At 68.6% G+C, this 18,359-nt stretch carries 10 protein-coding genes and 2 pseudogenes; 9 read left to right on the top strand and 3 right to left on the bottom strand.

Annotated features, from left to right (window positions below):
- The first annotated feature begins 937 nt into the window (after nt 1-937).
- Entirely contained in the window at nt 938-3,760 is a 2,823-nt protein-coding gene (locus OG819_RS43110; protein ID WP_266654801.1) for a trehalase family glycosidase, read from the top strand.
- A gap of 55 nt (nt 3,761-3,815) precedes the next feature.
- Here the strand turns inward: OG819_RS43110 and OG819_RS43105 are convergent, their stop codons facing one another.
- Nucleotides 3,816-4,151, bottom strand: a complete 336-nt coding sequence (locus tag OG819_RS43105) for a hypothetical protein (RefSeq protein ID WP_266654799.1) — start codon at nt 4,149-4,151, stop codon at nt 3,816-3,818.
- Between the two features lie 200 nt (nt 4,152-4,351).
- On the opposite strand from OG819_RS43105, the gene OG819_RS43100 reads away from it, so the two are divergent.
- Entirely contained in the window at nt 4,352-4,990 is a 639-nt protein-coding gene (locus OG819_RS43100; RefSeq protein ID WP_266655546.1) for a UTRA domain-containing protein, read from the top strand.
- 110 nt (nt 4,991-5,100) lie between these two features.
- Here OG819_RS43100 and OG819_RS43095 read toward each other — a convergent pair whose 3' ends face one another.
- Together OG819_RS43095 and OG819_RS43090 are read right to left on the bottom strand one after the other, a co-directional pair.
- The gene (locus OG819_RS43095) at nt 5,101-5,883 is read right to left on the bottom strand and encodes an SDR family oxidoreductase (RefSeq protein WP_266655544.1); all 783 of its coding nucleotides are present in this window, start codon (nt 5,881-5,883) and stop codon (nt 5,101-5,103) included.
- Between the two features lie 115 nt (nt 5,884-5,998).
- Nucleotides 5,999-6,433: pseudogene (locus tag OG819_RS43090) on the bottom strand (helix-turn-helix domain-containing protein); the annotation flags it as partial.
- Nucleotides 6,434-6,931: 498 nt separating this feature from the next.
- Between OG819_RS43090 and OG819_RS43085 the strand changes: the two are divergent.
- From OG819_RS43085 to OG819_RS43055, 7 genes and pseudogenes are all read left to right on the top strand, one after another.
- Nucleotides 6,932-7,742 (top strand): annotated as a pseudogene (locus OG819_RS43085) (helix-turn-helix transcriptional regulator).
- Nucleotides 7,743-8,044: 302 nt separating this feature from the next.
- Nucleotides 8,045-9,049 (top strand): LacI family DNA-binding transcriptional regulator, encoded by a 1,005-nt coding sequence (locus OG819_RS43080; protein ID WP_266631330.1) that lies wholly within the window; start codon nt 8,045-8,047, stop codon nt 9,047-9,049.
- 301 nt (nt 9,050-9,350) lie between these two features.
- Nucleotides 9,351-10,685, top strand: a complete 1,335-nt coding sequence (locus tag OG819_RS43075) for an extracellular solute-binding protein (protein WP_266654797.1) — start codon at nt 9,351-9,353, stop codon at nt 10,683-10,685.
- Between the two features lie 7 nt (nt 10,686-10,692).
- Nucleotides 10,693-11,649: a carbohydrate ABC transporter permease gene (locus tag OG819_RS43070; RefSeq protein ID WP_266654795.1), complete on the top strand. Its 957-nt coding sequence runs from the start codon at nt 10,693-10,695 to the stop codon at nt 11,647-11,649.
- A complete protein-coding gene (locus OG819_RS43065) occupies nt 11,646-12,503 on the top strand; it encodes a carbohydrate ABC transporter permease (protein ID WP_266588253.1) in 858 nt (285 codons plus the stop codon). Before OG819_RS43070 ends, OG819_RS43065 begins: the two co-directional genes overlap by 4 nt.
- Before the next feature lie 35 nt (nt 12,504-12,538).
- Nucleotides 12,539-15,268 (top strand): glycoside hydrolase family 38 C-terminal domain-containing protein, encoded by a 2,730-nt coding sequence (locus OG819_RS43060; protein ID WP_266631337.1) that lies wholly within the window; start codon nt 12,539-12,541, stop codon nt 15,266-15,268.
- A 24-nt stretch (nt 15,269-15,292) separates the two neighbouring features.
- Complete coding sequence (locus OG819_RS43055; protein WP_266654793.1) at nt 15,293-18,319, top strand: glycoside hydrolase family 2 TIM barrel-domain containing protein; 3,027 nt, start codon at nt 15,293-15,295, stop codon at nt 18,317-18,319.
- Nucleotides 18,320-18,359: the final 40 nt, after the last annotated feature.

The following is an 18,359-nucleotide window of genomic DNA, read 5'->3' as shown; positions in this document are numbered from 1 at the left end:
CCTGCCCGAAAGCACCCTGCAGCCGGCCCGCACGCCCGCCAAGGTCTACTGCCCATGCGACATACCCGGGCATTCCGGGTGTCAAATGTGGTCCAGTGCCGCTCTGTAGCAGACATCTCGGATTCTGATGCACTCGGAAGTACTTGTACGAGGCGTCCTCTTGCCGACCTGCTCTGGCTGAACTTGAGCACCGATGGTGCGTCCTCCAGCGAGCCGTGCCCGGGTCGGGGTAGGTGACACCGCTTCGAGACAAGCTGCCAATGGCGCCCTCTCGGGTGTCGCGGGACGCGCCGGACTGAACCCCCGTGTGGCGGTGAAGGCTGCCGTGAATGGACATGGGCGCTTGTGCGCGGCACGGACTTGGTGCGGCGGTGGTGGTCAGGCTCTCCCTATGCGACCGCGGAGACCTGCCCGTCTCTGCGCTGCCTTCGTTGTGGCATGGCTCCGAGGATGTGGCGCGCAGGCGTCGGTTTGCCTCCCGCCGCGTGGTCACCAGCCCGGCGGCCCGCATAGGTCGCAGCAGGTCCGTCGCGTCGGCATGCCCACATCACACGCCAGCCGGGCGTGGGCGAGGATGCGTATCGCGTGCGGATGCCGCTTCGCGCTGTGGCCGCGAACGAGGCCGGGTCGGGCGTCTGCGTGGGCGTTGGCGCGTTTGAGGTCAGGGCATTCCGCGGACCCTGCGAGACGTGGTCCGGCTCATGGGTTGACACCCGCTTTTCGGGCGCCCATCATCGGTGCGAACTTCGGCGAGTCATCTCGCACACCCGTTGCCGTTTCGACCCCAGGCCCCCACGGTCAATCATTTTGAATCGATTCAAGCGACTGGTCGTCGAGTCGAGCGGCTGGTTCCCCACCGATCCGGGAGGTACTCATGCGCCGTCGCCGGCCATCGCTGAACCGAAAACCCAGACCAGGGCGGCTAGTTGGGCTCACCATGGTGGTGGCCGCCGCGCTGGCCGCGACCCCCGCGCTGTCCGCCGTGGCGGCGCCGGTGACCGCGACGCCCGCACCCAGGGCGGCACTTGACGCCCTGAACTACTCGCCGACCTCCCGCACTCTCAAGCCGACCGCCGTCTACCGCACGTCCGGCAGCGTCGCGAACCCGCAGAACGTCCTCAGTGGACAGGCGACGCGGATCTCCGGCTCGCAGTCGGCCATCACCCTCGACTTCGGGAAAGAAGTCGGTGGCGTGACAACGTTGTCCTTCGGCAGTGCCAGCAGCAGCGGCCAACGGGTCGGCCTGGCCTTCAGTGAGTCGTCCCTGTACGTGGGCAACAACAGCGACCGCAGCAGCGGCCGCGACGGCGAGGACGGCGCCCTCTACGCCACGGCCTCCGCCAACGGCACCTACACGGTGCCCACCGCTCAACTGCGGGGCGGTTTCAGCTACTTGACCGTCTTCCTGGACAGCTCGGGCTGGGTGGACCTCAACGGCGTCAGCCTCACCTTCACCGCGGCACCGGGCAAGGCCAACCCGGCCGACTACGCCAACTACTTCTCCTCCAGCGACGACCTGCTGAACAGCATCTGGTACGCCGGGGCGTACACCGTGCAGCTCAACACGATCGCCTCCAACCAGGGCCGTGCCTGGCCCCCGCCCAGCTCGGCGTGGGACAACGGCGCCACCGTGGGCGTGGGTGACTCCGTCCTGGTCGACGGGGCCAAGCGCGACCGTACGGTGTGGCCCGGCGACCTGGGCATCGCCGTACCCACGCAGTACGCGTACTCGGGCGACCTCGCCTCGACCCGCAACGCGCTCACCACGATGTACAACGCGCAGTCCGCGGCGGGCGAAATCCCCTGGTCGGGCCCACCGTTCAACCTCACCGGCTCGGACACCTACCACACCTGGACGCTGCTGGGCACGTCCACGTACTACACCTACTCGGCCGACCGGACGTGGCTGGACTCCGAATGGGCCAACTACAAGCGCGGGATGGCCTTCATCACCAACAAGATCGACGGCAACAACCTCCTCAATGTGACCCGCACCCAGGACTGGGCCCGGGTCGGCCAGGGGGGCGAGAACATCTCCGCCAACGCGCTGCTGTACGGCGCGCTCAAGGGCGGCGCCACCCTGGCCACGGTCGAGGGCGACAGTGCGCTCGCCGCGAGCTGGAACAGCAAGGCGGCCGCCATCAAGACCGCCGCCAACTCCCTGCTGTGGGACGCCTCGAAGGGCATGTACAAGGACAACCCCACCAGCGGTCTGTACCCGCAGGACGGCAACTCCCTTGCCGTCTGGTACGGGTTGACCGACTCCACGGCCAAGTCGAAGAGCATTGCCGCGGGACTCGGGAAGAACTGGGGCATTTACGGCCCCACCACCCCCGAGTGGGGCGGCAACGTCTCCCCCTTCGCCGGCGGCATGGAGCTGAACGCCCGCTTCACCGCCAATGACGACTACACCGCCCTGGACCAGATCCGCCGTACCTGGGGCCACATGCTGACCAGCGACATCGGCACCAAGAGCACCTTCTGGGAGGGCGTCAAGGCCGACGGCGGTCTCGCCTACGGCGGCTCGTTCATGAGCCTGGCCCACGGCTGGTCCACCGCGCCCACCTCCACACTCACCTTCGACGTGCTGGGCACCGCACCGGAGTCGTCGACCGGCGCGTACCGCTTCGTCCCGCACCCCGGCGACCTGACCAGCGCCGAGGGCCGCATCACCATGTCCCAGGGCGCCATCAACGCGTCCTGGTCCCGCGACCCCGCCGCCGGCACCTACTCGGCGCACCTGACCAGCCCGTCCGGCACCACCGGCCGCATCGGCGTCCCGAAGTTCGGCGGCGGCAACATCTCGGTCTCCGTGAACGGCACCGTCGTATGGCGGAACGGAACCTTCACGCCCACCTCCGGCATCACCGGAGCGAGCCAGGACGACACCTACGTCTACCTGACCGGCGTCGCCCCGGGCAGCTACACCGTGACCGCCACCGGACTGGGCAATCCGGCGCCACCCGCCGACCCCGGAGCCGGCGCCCTGCGACCGGGCTTCACCCGGTGCGCGGGCGAGGGCGGCACCTGCTCCTTCAGCGGCACCCGCTCGGTGGCCTACGGCGCCGGGACGTACACGTACAAGACGGTGACCGGCAGCACCGCCTGCACCAACGACTCCTTCGGCGGCGACCCGGCGTCCAATCTCGTCAAGTCCTGCTACGTCGCCGACGCGGGCGGGCCGCCCGGATACACCGCCTGCGCGGCCGAGAACGGCACCTGCGCCGTACCCGGCTACAACCGGGACGTCGCCTACGGCGCCAACGGCAACTTCGTCCACCAGGTCACCAACGGCTCCGTCGCCTGCACCAACGCCCACTTCGGCGATCCCATCGACGGCGTCGCCAAGTCCTGCTACCTGCCGCCCGACGGAGCCCCGGCCGGCGGTTGGGCCAAGTGCGCTTCCCAGAACGGTACTTGCTCGGCCGCAGCGGGACAGCCGGTGATGGACGGCGCCTTCGGAGCCTTCACCACGGCCACCGCCACCGGCGACACCCCGTGCACCGACGCCACGTTCGGCGACCCGATCCCCGGCGAGTCGAAGGCCTGCTACACCGCGACCGGCGCCCCGGTCGGCTACGCCACCACCTGCTCCGCCGAAGGCGGCACCTGCTCCTTCAGCGGACAGCAGACCGTCGCCTACGGTGCCCGGGGCCGCTTCCTCTACAAGGCGTTCACCGGCGGCACCGGCTGCACGACGGCGGCGTTCGGCACCGATCCGCTGCCCGGCGTGAGCAAGTCCTGCTACCTCACGTCCTGAGCGGCGCGACGCCTCCGGCAGCCTCCGCCTCCCCGCGTGTTCGGGGGCTGCCGGATCACTCCGGATGCGCGACCGCCTCCTTCTGCAGTTGCACCGCCGCCAACAGGCTCAGTTTCGGTTCCGCCTGGCGCAGCGCCTTCACCGCCGCGACCGAGGTGATGTCCCCCGTGAAGCCGACGGCGGCCAGCCGGGAGCGGACCCAGCGGGCACGCAGCTGGGTCTCGGTGGCGGCGGCGGTGGACTCCACCAGCGCGGCGGCGCGTTCCAGGCCGGGGCGCTCCTGAGGCGAGGCCCCGGCCAGTGCCTGGCGCAGGGCCGCCGCGACGACGTCCGCGTCCCGGATGGCCAGCACGAAGTTGTTCTTCTTGCTCAGTCCCGTGATTCCTGTCATGCGGACCAGCCTGACGATCATGTTCGGCGCGCGCCAAGCGACTTGAGGAGATTCAGAGCTCGGCCACTCGTCGAAGTCGGTCCAGGCTCCGGTCGGCGGGGCGGCCGCGCACCCGGTGCGTGTCTGCGCGCCGACGTGCGCGGTCGCCCTCGCCCCCGTCATCGGGCGGGGATCAGCTGCTGGGGACGGTGTCCTCGAACGTGGTGCCCGCGCCGCGGTACGCCGCCACCTTCGCGGCGCTCGTCTCGGGCCAGCAGACCATGACGGTGCCTCAGGCCTCCGGGGCCTGGTCGAGTCGCCTGCTGGAGTTCACCACCATCCCGGCGGGCGCGCGCGTGGGCCGCAAGCTGCGCATCTCGCCCGCTGTCGAGATCGTGTATGTGGCACGGCTGCGCCTGGTGGACGGCGCCCCGATGGCCATCGAGCATCTGCACATCAGGGCCGATCTGGTCCCCACCCTGTCCGCCCAGGAACTGGAAACCGGCGACCTGTACGAGCACCTGCGCGAACAGCACGGCGTGCATGTCCAGGAAGCCGTACAGGCGATCGAGCCGACCGTCGTCACCCGGGCGGAGGCCGAGCTGCTCGACGTGCCCGAGCTGTCCCCGGCGCTGCTCTTCGAGCGGCTCACCTCGGACACCACGGGGCAGCCCGTCGAATACGTCCACTCGATCTACCGCGGCGACCGCTACCGCATCGTCTCCCGGCTCACCCTCGGCCCCTCGGCCGCGGTGCCGCCGGCCCGGCTCGGACACCACCCCGGCATCCCCCCGGGCGACTTCGCCCACCGCGACACCATCGCGTCCTCCACGCGGGGGGACATCCAGTCGGCCCCCTGATTTCGTTGGTCAATCAACAAAATATCCCCAATGTTGTCATGCCAACCAATGTGCAGGGCGGGGGAGGAACAGCCGAGCGCTGTTCCTCCCCCGCCATGACGGGAGGGACTTCAGATGGCCTGGGCGGTGGGCATGATGGTGATTTCGGTGAGGTTGACGTGGCGGGGGACGGCGGCCATGAAGGCGATGGTTTCGGCGATGTCGGCGTTCTGGAGGCAGTCGATGTCGTGGATGAGGTCGGCCATCAGCTTGGAGGCGTCGGGGTCGGTGACGTGGTCGGGCAGTTCGGTGTCGACCATGCCGGGTTCGATGGTGGCGACGCGGACCATCTTGGGGCCGAGTTCGACGCGGAGGAGCCTGGTGAGGTGGCTGATGTAGGCCTTGGTGCCGGAGTAGATCGAGAACTTCGCGAGGGTGCGGGTGGCCGCGATGGAGGAGGTGTTGATCAGGTCGGCGGGTTTGCCGTGGGTGGCGGAGTCGGTCAGGTGGGGGAGGAAGGCGGCGATGACGTTCATCAGGCCGCTGATGTTGAGGTCGATCTGGCGCTGCCAGTCGTCGACCTTGAGTTCCTCGATGCCGGAGATGAGCTGGACGCCGGCGTTGTTGAACACGAGGTCGGCCTTGCCGAAGTGCTCGGCGACCTGGTCGGCGGCGGTCTGGACGGCGGCGCGGTCGGTGACGTCGACGGCCAGGGCGAGTGCGGTTCCGCCGGAGGCCTCGATGCTTTTGACGACGTTCTCCAGTTTGTCCTTGCGCCGGGCGAGTACGACCACGGTGGCACCGAGTTCGGCGAGGCGTTCGGCGGTGACGGCACCCATGCCGCTGGAGGCGCCGGTGTGGTACACCTGCTTGACGTCGTAGGGCGGGACCCGGGTGTACTCGCGGGCCCACAGGGAGCGGAACTCGCCGCTGCGCACCGACAGTTCCCCGACGAGCTCCAGGACGCGGGGGATCCTCGGGGGTGCTTGCGGCGGTCTGCTGGAGGTCGGCGACCGCACGATGCCCGGCCTGCTCCGCGTTCCTGTAGAAGGTCTTCGCCGCGGGGTCCAGGAAGAGCATGCGCAGCACGTTGTCGTGCCGGGCGAAGTCGCGGTAGAGGGCGTCGGCCAAGGCGTTGGTGGCCAGCAGGTCCTGGGCGTGGCCGACGACGAAGGCCGGCGTCCTGGTCCAGCCGTCGATCAGTTGCCGCAGGTGTGGGCGGACACGCTCGACCCGGAAGGGCGACTTCGTGCGGCGGGTTGTCGGCCGGGCGAGCCGGAAGAGTTCCCGCTTGTCCTCGTCCCCGAGTCGCAGCACGCGGGCCAGGGCCTCCAGCACCTGGAGGGAGGGACTGAGTTCACGGCCCTGCTCGAGCCGGCTGTAGTAGCTCAGGCTGACACCTGCGAGCGTCGCGACCTCGTCGCGCCGCAAGCCGGGCACTCTTCGCCGGCCGGAGCCGGGCAGTCCCGCGTCCGCGGGGCTGAGGCATGCCCTGCGCGAGCGGAGGAACTGACCCAGCCCTTCAACCGAGTCAGGGCGGGTGTCGTTGTACTTGCTGCCGAGGCTAAGGGCTGTCCCGTAATCCCCGGCGGGCGCACGACGACAGCTACGGCACCTCGCCGCGTTGTCGGATCGCCCGAATACGCCCGGTATGAGGACGACCCTCCGCCTTGCGATGCACCGTGCACCGCATCTGACGCCGCGCGCTGGTCCACCGGGGATTACGGGACAGCCCTTAGGCGGAAAACGCCCGGCAGAGTTCCGCCGACGGTGGGTGCATTACACCCAGGATTGCGGCTGTGCGGGTGGCGCGGAGGCCTGACGGCCGGCGAGAAGACTCCGGGGGCCTGGAAAGTCCCAGAGATCTCGAGGGTAAATTACTCTGAGTGAGAGTAGCGCGACTTGGTGCCATATTACGAAACCCGCGCTTCTCATCGGCCGGAAAGCATCTAGTCTTGCCGCATGAGCAATGGGACACCTTTGGGTGATTTCCTCAGAGCCCGTCGAGAGGCATTGAAGCCACACGACGTCGGTCTGCCCGAACATGGGCGGCGTCGGGTGCAGGGACTGCGCAGAGAGGAAGTCGCGCTGCTCGCCGGAGTCAGTTCCGACTACTACGTCAGACTGGAACAAGGGCGCGAGAACAGTCCCTCCCCGCAGGTGCTCGAGGCCGTGGCGCAAGCGCTGAAACTGGATCCGGAGGCCATCGACCATCTCAACCGCCTCTGCCTCGATGGACAGATGGGAGCACACTCCGGCCTTCGTCATCGGCCCGGCCCTCGACATCATGGTGGGCAACTCCCTCGCCACGGCTCTCCACAGCGGGTTCGACCAGTTCGACAACCTCGCCCGTATGGTGTTCGTCGACCCGGCAGGACGCGAGTTCTACCAGGAATGGGAGCGAGCCGCGCACTCCTGTGTCGCCGAAATCAGGGCCGCCTACGGCCACGATCCCGAATCGGCGCGCATCGCCGAGGTCGTGGCGGAACTGTCCTCCCAAAGCGAGGATTTCGCCGAGATTTGGCAGATGCACGAGGTCAAGAGCAAATCCCAGGAAGGCAAGCATCTCAAGCACTCCCTGGTCGGGGATTTGCGCATCAAGTTCGCGGCCTTCACGGTCAATGGGGCACCGCATCAGCAGCTGGTGGTCTATCAGGCCGAACCGGCCAGCCCGACGGCGGCCGCCTTCGAGACGCTGAGGGCCATGGCCACCGAGCCGAAGCAGGCCCAGGCGGCTGTGCCCGTGCCCGACCTCGCCGTCACGGAGCGGTAGCGGCGAACGTGGGCGTGTGATCCCTGGGTGGCGGCTGGTCCTGCCACACCCAGGGACCGACGCGGCCTTCATGGCGGGGTGCCCATCTGCCCTCCTGTAGGCGAGCGCGAACCGACCCGCGGTACACAAGACGACATCGGTTGTTGGCGAGTCAACAAATGCCTGGGGTTCTCGCGCCACGGTGGCCGACGCGGAGCGGAGGTCACGCCCGCGAGGCGCCAAAGATCGCGCCGCCGCGCCCGGCACGGGCATACTCAGGCACTGCGGGCGCATCGGCACCCGCGAGCAGCGGGAGGTGCGCGATGGTGTCGTCGTCGGGGACGGAACCCCGGAAGATCACGATCAATGACGTCGCCAGGTCCGCCGGGGTGTCTCGGCAGACCGTGTCGCGGGCGCTCAACGACAAGGACGAGATCGACGGCTCCACCAAGCAGCGTGTGCTCGACGCGGCCCGCGAGCTCGGCTACCGGCCGAGCCGGTTCGCCCGCGGTCTGGTCCGGCAGGACACCACCACCATCGGGCTGGTGATCCCGGACCTGCTCAACCCGTTCTTCACCGAGGTCGCCGCGTCCGCGCTGGAGGCGGCCAGGGCCCTTGGCTGGCATGTCGTCGTATACGACACCGCGGACAGGCCCGACGAGGAACTCGGCACGCTGCAGGTGATCGCCTCGCAAGTCGACGCGGTCGTCGGCTACTTCAGCTGCTCCGAGGACGAACTCGAGCTGTTCACTCGTGGTCTTCCGGTGGTGCTCATCGGCCGCGAGCACCACAGCGCGCGGTTCAGCTCGATCCGGATCGACGGCGAGGAAGGCGTCCAGGCCGCGGTCGCGCACCTGGTCGCCGCGGGCCACGAACGCATCGGCATGCTCGACCACGACCGCCGTGCCGAGCCGAGCATCCGGCGCGAGTGGTTCACGACGGCCGCGGCGGCGTGCGGGATCGACGCCGGCATGGTGGTCGGCGCCGGCCAGTCGGCCGACGGCGGGGGAGCGGCGCTCAAGACCTTGCTCACCGCCCATCCCGATGTCACCGCGGTCTTCACCTTCAACGACATCATCGCGATCGGCGTCCTGCGCGAGGCGCGCCGGCTCGGCAGGAGCGTCCCGCGGGATCTCGCCGTGATCGGCTTCGACGGCCTGCAGTTCGGCACCCTCGTCGAGCCCCCGCTCACCAGCGTCGCCCTCGACACGCGAAAGCTCGGCGCGCTCGCCATCGACCAGGTCGCACGGCTGCTGACCGGGGCGAACCCGCTCGGGCCCGACGACCTCGTCGTCCGCGCCAAGCTGCGATCGGGCGGGTCCGCGTAACCTGCCGGACTCGTGCGCGACCTGAAAGTCTTGACACTCGACCGCACCGGAGCGCACACTTCCGAACAATTCGCAATGCCCCCATGAGCACTCCCGTGAGCGCTCCCGTGAACGTTCACGGGAGCGCTCACGGGAACGCTCACGGGAACAGGTTCGCAAGGTGGGCCAACCCCCGCCGCGGCGCTCGGTGCTTGCACCGACACCGCTGTGTCCTGTCGATTCCGACCAGAAGGCGTCCCGCCTGAGGTGTCAACGTCGACCCGTCCAGCGACGTCGCTGGACGTTCTCTGGCAAGGAAGATATGAGCCACACAGTCACGCGCATCCGCCTCGCCGTCATCGCCGCGGCAGCCGGCGTCGCCGTACTCGCCGGGTGCTCGTCGCCCGCTCCGTCGGGGAAGGCATCCGTAGCCTCCTGTGCGCCGGCGAAGGGCAAAGTCACCCTCCAGTACTGGAACACCGTTCCGGGTATGGATCAGGTCGTCGCCCTGTGGAACAAGAAGAACCCGAACATCCAGGTGACGACGAAGAACATCTCCAACGACCAGTACGGCACCCTCGGCAACGCCCTCAAGGCGGGCAAGGCGCCGGCCCTCGCTCAGGTCGGTTACGACGAGCTCCCCAACCTGCGCACCCAGAACGCCTTCGTGGACGCCTCGGCCTGCTCGGCGGCCACCGCGGCCAAGTCGAAGTTCGCGCCGTGGACCTGGTCGCAGACCAGCTTCGCCGGCACCGGCGTGTTCGCCTTCCCGCAGGACACCGGCCCGATGGCCCTCTATGTGCGCAGCGACATCTTCAAGCAGCACGGCCTCAAGATCCCGACGACCTGGGACGAGTACGCGGCGGACGCGCAGAAGTTGCACGACGCGGACGCCAACCTCAGCATGACGTTCTTCGACCCGAACAACGCCGAGTGGTTCAACGGACTCCTCTGGCAGAACAACGCCGAGATGTACGGCTACTCCGCCGACAAGTGGCACGTCACCGTCGCGTCCGACCAGAGCAAGCAGGTCGCCGAGTACTGGCAGAAGCTGATCGCCGCCAAGCTCGTCCGCACCGACCTCGCCAACGGTTCGACCCAGATGTACGCCGCGTACCAGAAGAACCAGATCGCCAGCTACGTCGGCGCCGCCTGGGGTTACAGCATGTTCCGCGACAACCTGCCCAAGCAGGCCGGCAAGTGGACGATCGTCCCGATGCCGACATGGGGCTCGAACGCCGCCTCCGGCGACTGGGGCGGATCCACCGTCGCGTTCATGAAGGGCAACACGCACCTGTACGAGTCGGTCAAGTTCAACTCCTGGCTGAACACCGACCCGGAAGCCCTCGCGCTGGAGAACAAGCTGGGCGGCCTCTACCCGGCAGCCACCGCCGGTTCGGAGCTTCCCGCACTCTCGCAGGGCGTCCCCTACTACAACAACGAGAAGATCTTCGACGTCTTCGCCGACTCGTCCAAGAACATCGACACCAGCTTCTCCTGGGGGCCCACCCAGAAGACGGTGAACCTGGCGCTGCAGGACGCGATGGCCAAGGCGGCAGCCGGCAGCGGCACGCTCACCGACGCGCTCTCCGCCGCCCAGGCGGCCGCACTGAAGTCGATGAAGGAACAGGCGATCCCGGCTGTAGCGGGCAAGTGACCGCAGCATGACTGACATCGCAACCCGAGCAACCCGCGCGACCCGCGTGGCGCCGTCGACGGGAGGCCGCCGTCGTCGCCACGGCGGCGGCCCCCGGGCGGGAACCATCGCCGCGTTCCTGATCCCGTTCTTCCTGCCGTTCGTGCTGTTCTACCTGGTGCCGGTCGGCTACGCGATCTGGCAGAGCTTCCTCGTCGTGCGCCGCACCGGCGGCCAGTACGGCACGTCGTACACGACCTTCGGGGGTTTCGAACAGTACGTGCAGGTGTTCCAGAACAACGAGTTCTGGAACAGCATCGGGCGCATCGCGCTGTTCGGCATCGTGCAGGTGCCGGTCATGCTCTTCGTCGCGCTGATCATGGCGCTGCTGCTCGACACGCCCCTGCTGAAGGCCAAGTCGTTCTTCCGCGTCGCGGCGTTCATGCCGTATGCCGTGCCCGGCGTCATCGCCGCGATCATGTGGTCGTACCTCTACTCGCCGCAGCTCAGCCCTCTCGTCGACCTGCTGAAAAGCATCGGCCTCCAGCCCGACTTCCTCGGCCCGGGCGCCGTGCTGTGGTCGGCGGCGAACGTCTCCACCTGGCTCTGGACCGGCTACAACATGCTGATCATGTTCTCGGCGCTGCAGTCGATCCCGCAGGAACTCTACGAAGCCGCCAAGCTCGACGGTGCGAGCAACTGGACCATCGCGTGGCAGATCAAGGTCCCGATCATCGCCCCGTCGATCATCCTCACGACGGTGTTCTCGATCATCGGTACGCTGCAGCTCTACGCCGAGCCGGCCGTGCTGCGCCAGATCTCCTCGAACATCTCGAGCACGTACACACCGAACATGCTCGCGTATGCGGTGGCCTCCGGAAACAACTACCAGCAGGCAGCGGCGATCTCCGTGGTCATCGCCGTCATCACCTTCGTCTTGAGCTTCGGGTTCATGCGACTGACCACGAAGAGGGCCGGACTGTGAGCAACCAGCCCCTGATCCGCGAAAGCCGCGTCAGCCGCACGGCCGCCATGGCTCTGATGTTCCTCCTGGCGATCTACTTCCTGCTGCCGATCTACTTTCTGATCGTCGCGGCGACGAAACCGCAGGGCGACCTCGCCTCCACCAACGGTCTGGCGGTCTCGCACTTCAACCTGTTCGACAACCTCGGCACCCTGTTCAGCCGCAGCGACGGCATCTTCGGGCGGTGGGCTCTGAACAGCGTGATCTACGCCGTGCTGGGCGCGGCCGTCGGAACCCTGATCTCCGCGCTGTGCGGCTACGCGCTCGCCAAGTTCCCTTTCCGGGGCCGCGAGTTCCTGTTCTCCGTCATCCTCGGCGGCGTCCTCGTTCCCACCACCGCGCTCGCGCTCCCGCTGTTCCTTCTGTTCTCGGCGACCGGGATCGTCAACACCTACCTCGCGGTGTTCCTCCCCAGCATCGTCAGTCCGTTCGGCGTCTACCTCGCCCGCATCTTCGCCTCCGCCGCCGTCCCCCAGGAGATCCTCGAGTCGGCGCGCCTGGACGGCGCCGGCGAGTTCCGCACGTTCTTCTCGGTGGCGTTCAGGCTGATGACGCCGTCGCTGGTGACCATCTTCCTCTTCCAGTTCGTCGCCATCTGGAACAACTTCTTCCTGCCGATGGTGATGCTGCAGAAGGAGTCGCTCTTCCCGATCACGCTCGGCCTCTACGAGTGGAACGGTCAGACCGCCCGCGCCCCGCTCCTTCAGGAATCCGTGATCACCGGCTCGCTGGTCTCGATCGTGCCCGTGATCATCGTGTTCATCCTCCTCCAGCGGTTCTGGCGCACCGGGCTCGCCTCAGGCTCCCTCAAGTGACTCCGTTCCCCCGCCGACAGAAAGTCGCTCTCCCGATGCAGAACTCCGCCGTCTTCGTACCCCATTTCCATTGGGACCGGGAATGGTACGAGCCTTTCCAGGTGTTCCGGCACCGCCTTGTCGCCGCTCTCGACACCGTGCTGGAGACGGCCGAGGCGAACCCGGACTTCCGGTTCACCGTCGACGGGCAGATGGCCGCGATCGAGGACTACCTGGAGATGCGACCGGAGAACCGCGATCGAGTCGTGGCCCTGGTCGCCGGCGGCCAACTCGCCATCGGACCCTGGCTCATCCTGCTCGACGAGTTCCTCTGCTCCGGCGAGACCATCGTGCGCAACCTGCAGATGGGATGGGCGGCCGCGGCGGACCTCGGCGGCTCGATGCCCATCGGCTACCTGCCGGACATGTTCGGCCACGTCGCGCAGATGCCACAGATCCTGACGCGCGCCGGAATCGAGCATGCGGCGCTGTGGCGCGGTGTTCCCGGCTCTGTCGACGGTCACGCCTTCCGCTGGCGCGCTCCCGACGGCTCCGAAGTGCGCACCGAGTTCCTCTTCGACGGCTACGACAACGGCCTCGACGTCCTGCTGGTGCCCGACCAGATCGGGCGCGCGCTCGGCGAGTACGCGGAGATGACGGCCGAGCGGTGGGGCGAGGACCCGGTGCTCGCGATGGCCGGCACCGACCACAACGCACCCGACCCGCACCTCGTGACCTGGCTGCGGCGCGCCTCCAGCGACGAGCGCGCCATCACCATCGCGACGCTCGACGAGTACATCCGCGAGCACGTGCGCGACGAGGTCTCCGCCGTCGTCACCGGTGAGCTGCGCAGCCACGTGCGCGGCAACATCCTCCCGGGCGTGCTCTCCGTGCGGCTCGCGCTCAAGCAGCGGATGGCCGTCGCCGAGCGCACCATCGACCACGCCGAGCGGATGAACGCGCTGTGGTCCCAGCGCGACGACTCGCCGTTCCTCTCACTCGCGTGGCACAAGATCATCGAGTCTTCCGCGCACGACTCGGTCGTCGGTTCCGGCACCGACGAGACCTGCGATCAGGTCGAAGCGCGCCTCGCCGAAGCCGCGCACACCGCGCGGGCGGTTCGGGACGCGGCCCTCGCCGAGCCCGCCGCCCTGGTGCCGAGCGACGGCTACCTGGTCGCCAACCCGCTGCCGTTCCCGCGCACGGCACTGGTCGAGGTGGATGTCGTGGCCCCGCCCGAGGGAACCGCTCTGGTCGCGACCGCCGCCGACGGCTCGGCGCATGCCGTTCAGCTGATCTCCACGGCCCCGACCGTGCTCAGCGACGAGCGCATGGACGCCTCGCAGCTCGAACGGGTGCTGCGCCGCATCCACCGCCGCGAGCTCTTCGGCCGTCTGATCGACCACTACGAACTCACCCCCGGGTCGCTGGTCTTCCACCTCGCCGAGGTGCCGGCCGACGGACCGTTCGACCTGTTGATCCTGCGCCGAGAGGTCGCTGCCGCGGCCGCCGCGCATCCCGGTGAGTGGAGGGTGCTGACGCTGGAGGAAGCCCGCGCGACCGCGCTGGTGGCCGTGGACGTCCCAGGCTCCGGGCTTGCGAGTTTCCGGGTCGAACCGAGCGACCGCCCCGCCGCGCCGTCGACGGCGTTCGCACCGGCGACGGCGACGGCCCGCGCGCTGTCCAACGGACTCGTCGAGGTCGCGATCGCCGCCGACGGCACCCTGGACGTGACCGGGGCCGACGGCACCGAACTGCACGGAGTCGGCCGACTCGTCGACGGTGGTGACCGCGGCGACAGTTACAACTACGCGCCGCCGGCGCGGGACGTGCTCGTGTCGGAGCCGACGGAGGTCGCCGTCGAACTCCTCGAGAACGGCCCGCTGCGTTCGAGGACGCGTGTCACCCGCGTCTACGAATGGCCCACCACGCTCTCCTCCGAGCGCGACCTGCGCAGCGGCCGGACCGTGCCGACCCCGGTGGAGACACTCGTGGAGGTACGCGCAGGCGAGCCGTTCGTGCGTATCTTCACGTCCTTCGTGAACCAGTCCGCCGACCACCGACTGCGCTTTCACGTGCCGCTGCCCGAGCCGGCCGCCGTGTCCGCGTCCGCCGGGCAGTTCGCCGTCACCGAGCGTGGGCTCACCGCCGAAGGTGGCTGGGGCGAATACCCGATCCCGACCTTCCCCGCGAGTTCGTTCGTGTCGGCCGGCGCCGCCAACGTCCTGCTCGACCACGCCACCGAGTACGAACTCGTCGGCGACGGCTCCGAACTCGCCCTCACTCTGCTGCGCGCGATCGGCTCGATCAGCGTCAACATCCATCCACTCCGTGACGAGCCCGCGGCGAGCGAGATCCCCACACCGGGCGCGCAAGATCTCGGTGTACGCATCGAGAACCGCTTGGCCGTCGTGCCCGCGGCGGCCGGCTGGCAGGGTGCGCACGCGGTCGCGCTCGCCGAAGACTTCCGCAACGACGTACTGGTCGCCCGTGGCACCGCGCCCGCCGCGGGTCAACTGCCCCCCGACACGACCGGCGTACAGGTCGACGGTGCGGACATCCTCGTCTCGAGCATCCGCCGCGTCGCCGACGACGATCGCGGTGCCGGCACCGAAGTGCGGCTGACCGCGATGAGCGACACGGGATCGACCGCCCGCGTGACGGGCGCGTTCACAGAAGCCACCACGGTCGACCTGCTCGGCCGGCCGCTCTCCACGGTGCCAGTCACGGACGGACTCGAACTCGCCCTCGGCCCGTGGGAGATCCGAACGTTCGTGGTCCGGTAGAGCGCCGATCGCTCGTGTCGGCGCATGCGGCCGGCATTCGGATCCCCTTTGTCAGCAAGAAAGAGTTGTGACCTCGTGCCCTCCCCATCTTCCGCGTATGTTTCGGACCCCACACCGTGGCGTGGCGCGCTGCGCGCCGCGCGCTCGTGGCTGCACTCCGACGCCCCTTCTCTTTCGCTGAACGGGCTTTGGAGTTTCCGTCTGTCGCAAACGGCGTCCGCGGCAGAGGATTTCGCGGCCGAAGGCTTCGACGACAGCGGCTGGGCCACCATCCCCGTGCCATCCCATTGGGTGCTCCAGGACGACGGAGCCCACGGCCGGCCGATCTACACGAACGTGCAGTTCCCGTTCCCGATCGACCCACCCCATGTCCCGGACGAGAACCCCACCGGCGACTATCGCCGCCACTTCGACATGCCCGCCGACTGGTCGGAGGCCGACCGCGTCGTGCTGCGGTTCGACGGGGTCGAGTCGCTCTTCAGGCTGTGGGTGAACGGCGACGAGATCGGCAGCGCCAGTGGCAGCCGGCTCGCCCACGAATTCGACGTGACATCGTCCGTACGCCCGGGCGACAACGTCATCGCTGTGCGAGTGCACCAGTGGTCGGCGGCCAGCTATCTCGAAGACCAGGACCAGTGGTGGCTGCCAGGCATCTTCCGCGATGTCACCGTGATCGCACGGCCGGCCGGAGGCATCGAGGACGTCTGGCTGCGCACCGGGTTCGACCATGGCCATGGACGGATCGAGCCGGAGGTCACCGCCGACGCGGCGGCGTTCCCGGTCACCCTTCGCCTGCCCGAACTCGGCATCGAGCGGGTCTGGGCGACAGCGGCCGACGTGGCCCCGCTCGATGTCGATGGCGTGGAGCCCTGGTCGGCCGAGCAGCCGCGCCTGTACAACGCCACCGTGTCGACGGCCGCCGAGAGCATCGCCGTACGGGTGGGTTTCCGCACGGTCGAGATCCGCGGCGACCAGTTCCTGGTCAACGGCCGTCGTGTCGTGTTCCACGGGATGAATCGCCACGAGACCCACCCCGAGCGCGGCCGCGTCTTCGACGAGGAGCACGCCCGCGAGGACCTGGCCCGCATGAAGCGGTTCAACGTGAACGCGATCCGCACCAGCCACTACCCGCCCCATCCACGGCTGCTCGACCTTGCCGACGAACTCGGATTCTGGGTCATCCTCGAATGCGACCTCGAGACGCACGGCTTCGACAAAATCGACTGGGTCGGGAATCCGAGCGACGACCCGACGTGGCGTGCGGCGTACCTCGACCGCATCCAGCGCACCGTCGAACGAGACAAGAACCATCCCAGTGTCGTGATCTGGTCGCTCGGCAACGAAGCGGGAACCGGCGGCAACCTCGCCGCGATGTCGGCGTGGGTCCACGCCCGTGACGCCGGACGACCTGTGCACTACGAAGGCGACCACGCCGGCGAATACACCGACGTCTACTCGCGTATGTACTCGTCGGTGCTCGAGACCGAGCAGATCGGAACCGACGGCTCACGCTCGCCGCTGCTGAACTGCACTCCCGCGCAGGGTGCCCGGCAGCGCACCAAGCCGTTCCTGCTCTGCGAGTACGCCCACGCGATGGGCAACGGGCCGGGAGCGCTCGACCAGTACGAGGCGCTCGTGCACGAACATCCGCGGCTGCACGGCGGCTTCGTCTGGGAATGGCGCGATCACGGCATCCTGACGACGACCCCGGACGGTACGCCCTACTACGCGTACGGTGGTGACTTCGGGGAGGTCGTACACGACGGCAATTTCGTGATGGACGGAATGCTGTTGAGCAACGACGTCCCGACTCCCAGCCTCCACGAGTACAAGGCGGTCGCGCAGCCCGTCCGTTTCACCTTCGACGGTGACGAACTCGCGATCATCAACCTGCGGCACTCGGCCGACACCTCCGACCTGCGCTTCCGCTGGCGCGTCGAGCACGACGGGACGCTCGCGGATTCCGGAGACCTGGAGGTCCCCGTCGTCGCGGCGGGCGCGTCGGCGCGGGTGCCGCTGCCACGGGTCCCGGTGTCGCGGGACTCGGAGACATGGCTCACCGTGAATGCCGTATTGGCTGCCGGGACCGCTTGGGCGCGCGAGGGGCATGTGATCGCGACCGCCCAGCTGGACCGCTCGACACGTCGTCCCGCGCCTGCTGTCCGACCCCGAACCGACTGGCGGCAGAGCGACGGAACGCTGACGCTCGGCATCGCCGAGTTCGTCGACGGGTCCCTCGTGCGCCTCGCCGGCCGCGCTGTGGCGGGTCCGCGGTTGGAACTGTTTCGTGCCCCGACCGACAACGACGAAGGCGCGTCCGAGGAAGTCGCGGAGAGCGACGCCGGCATCGCCGGGGTGTCCAACGCCGAACTGTGGCGTCGCGACGGTCTCGACCGGCTGACCGCGCGGCGAGTGTCCGTGGAGCGCACCGCGGAGGCCCTGCGCACGATCGACAAGGTCTCCGCGGCGAACTCCGCCGTGTCGGTGATGGTGGAGTCGATCTGGTCGATCGAGGGCGACCAGATCGAACTGCGTGTGGAGATCGAGCCCTCGCGCGGTTGGCTCACGGTGTGGCCGCGGATCGGGATTCGTTTCGATCTGCCCGATGGCGCGGCTCCCATCGATGGCGCCGAGTGGTTCGGCCTCGGCCCGCTCGAGTCCTACCCCGACAGTCTCCGCGCGGCCCGCACCGGCCGTTTCTCCTCCACCATCCGCGACCTCTCCGTCGACTACGCGCGACCCCAGGAGACGGGGCACCGCTCCCAGCTGCGACAGCTGGCGCTGACGAGTGCCGGCACCGAGGTGCTGCGCCTCGTGGCATTCCCGGACACCCGCGGACGGCGCCCCGGCTTCACGCTCAGCCGCCACACCCCACAGCAGATCGCGCAAGCCGACCACCCCTTCGAGCTTCCGGATTCGACGACGAGCCACCTGATCGTCGACGCGGCCCAGCACGGGCTCGGTTCACGGTCCTGTGGTCCGGATGTGTGGCCCGAGTTCGCGCTTCGCCCTGAATCCCGCACGATCAGGCTTCGTATAGCGGCTGGCTAGGGCCGCGTCTCCGCCGTGAGCGGCCGGACAGGTCCTGGGA

It is taken from the genome of Streptomyces sp. NBC_01549, from assembly GCF_026339955.1.
Taxonomy (GTDB): domain Bacteria; phylum Actinomycetota; class Actinomycetes; order Streptomycetales; family Streptomycetaceae; genus Streptomyces.
The sequence above is the reverse complement of the archived record's forward strand: the minus strand, read 5'-3'. Positions and strand labels throughout refer to the sequence as shown.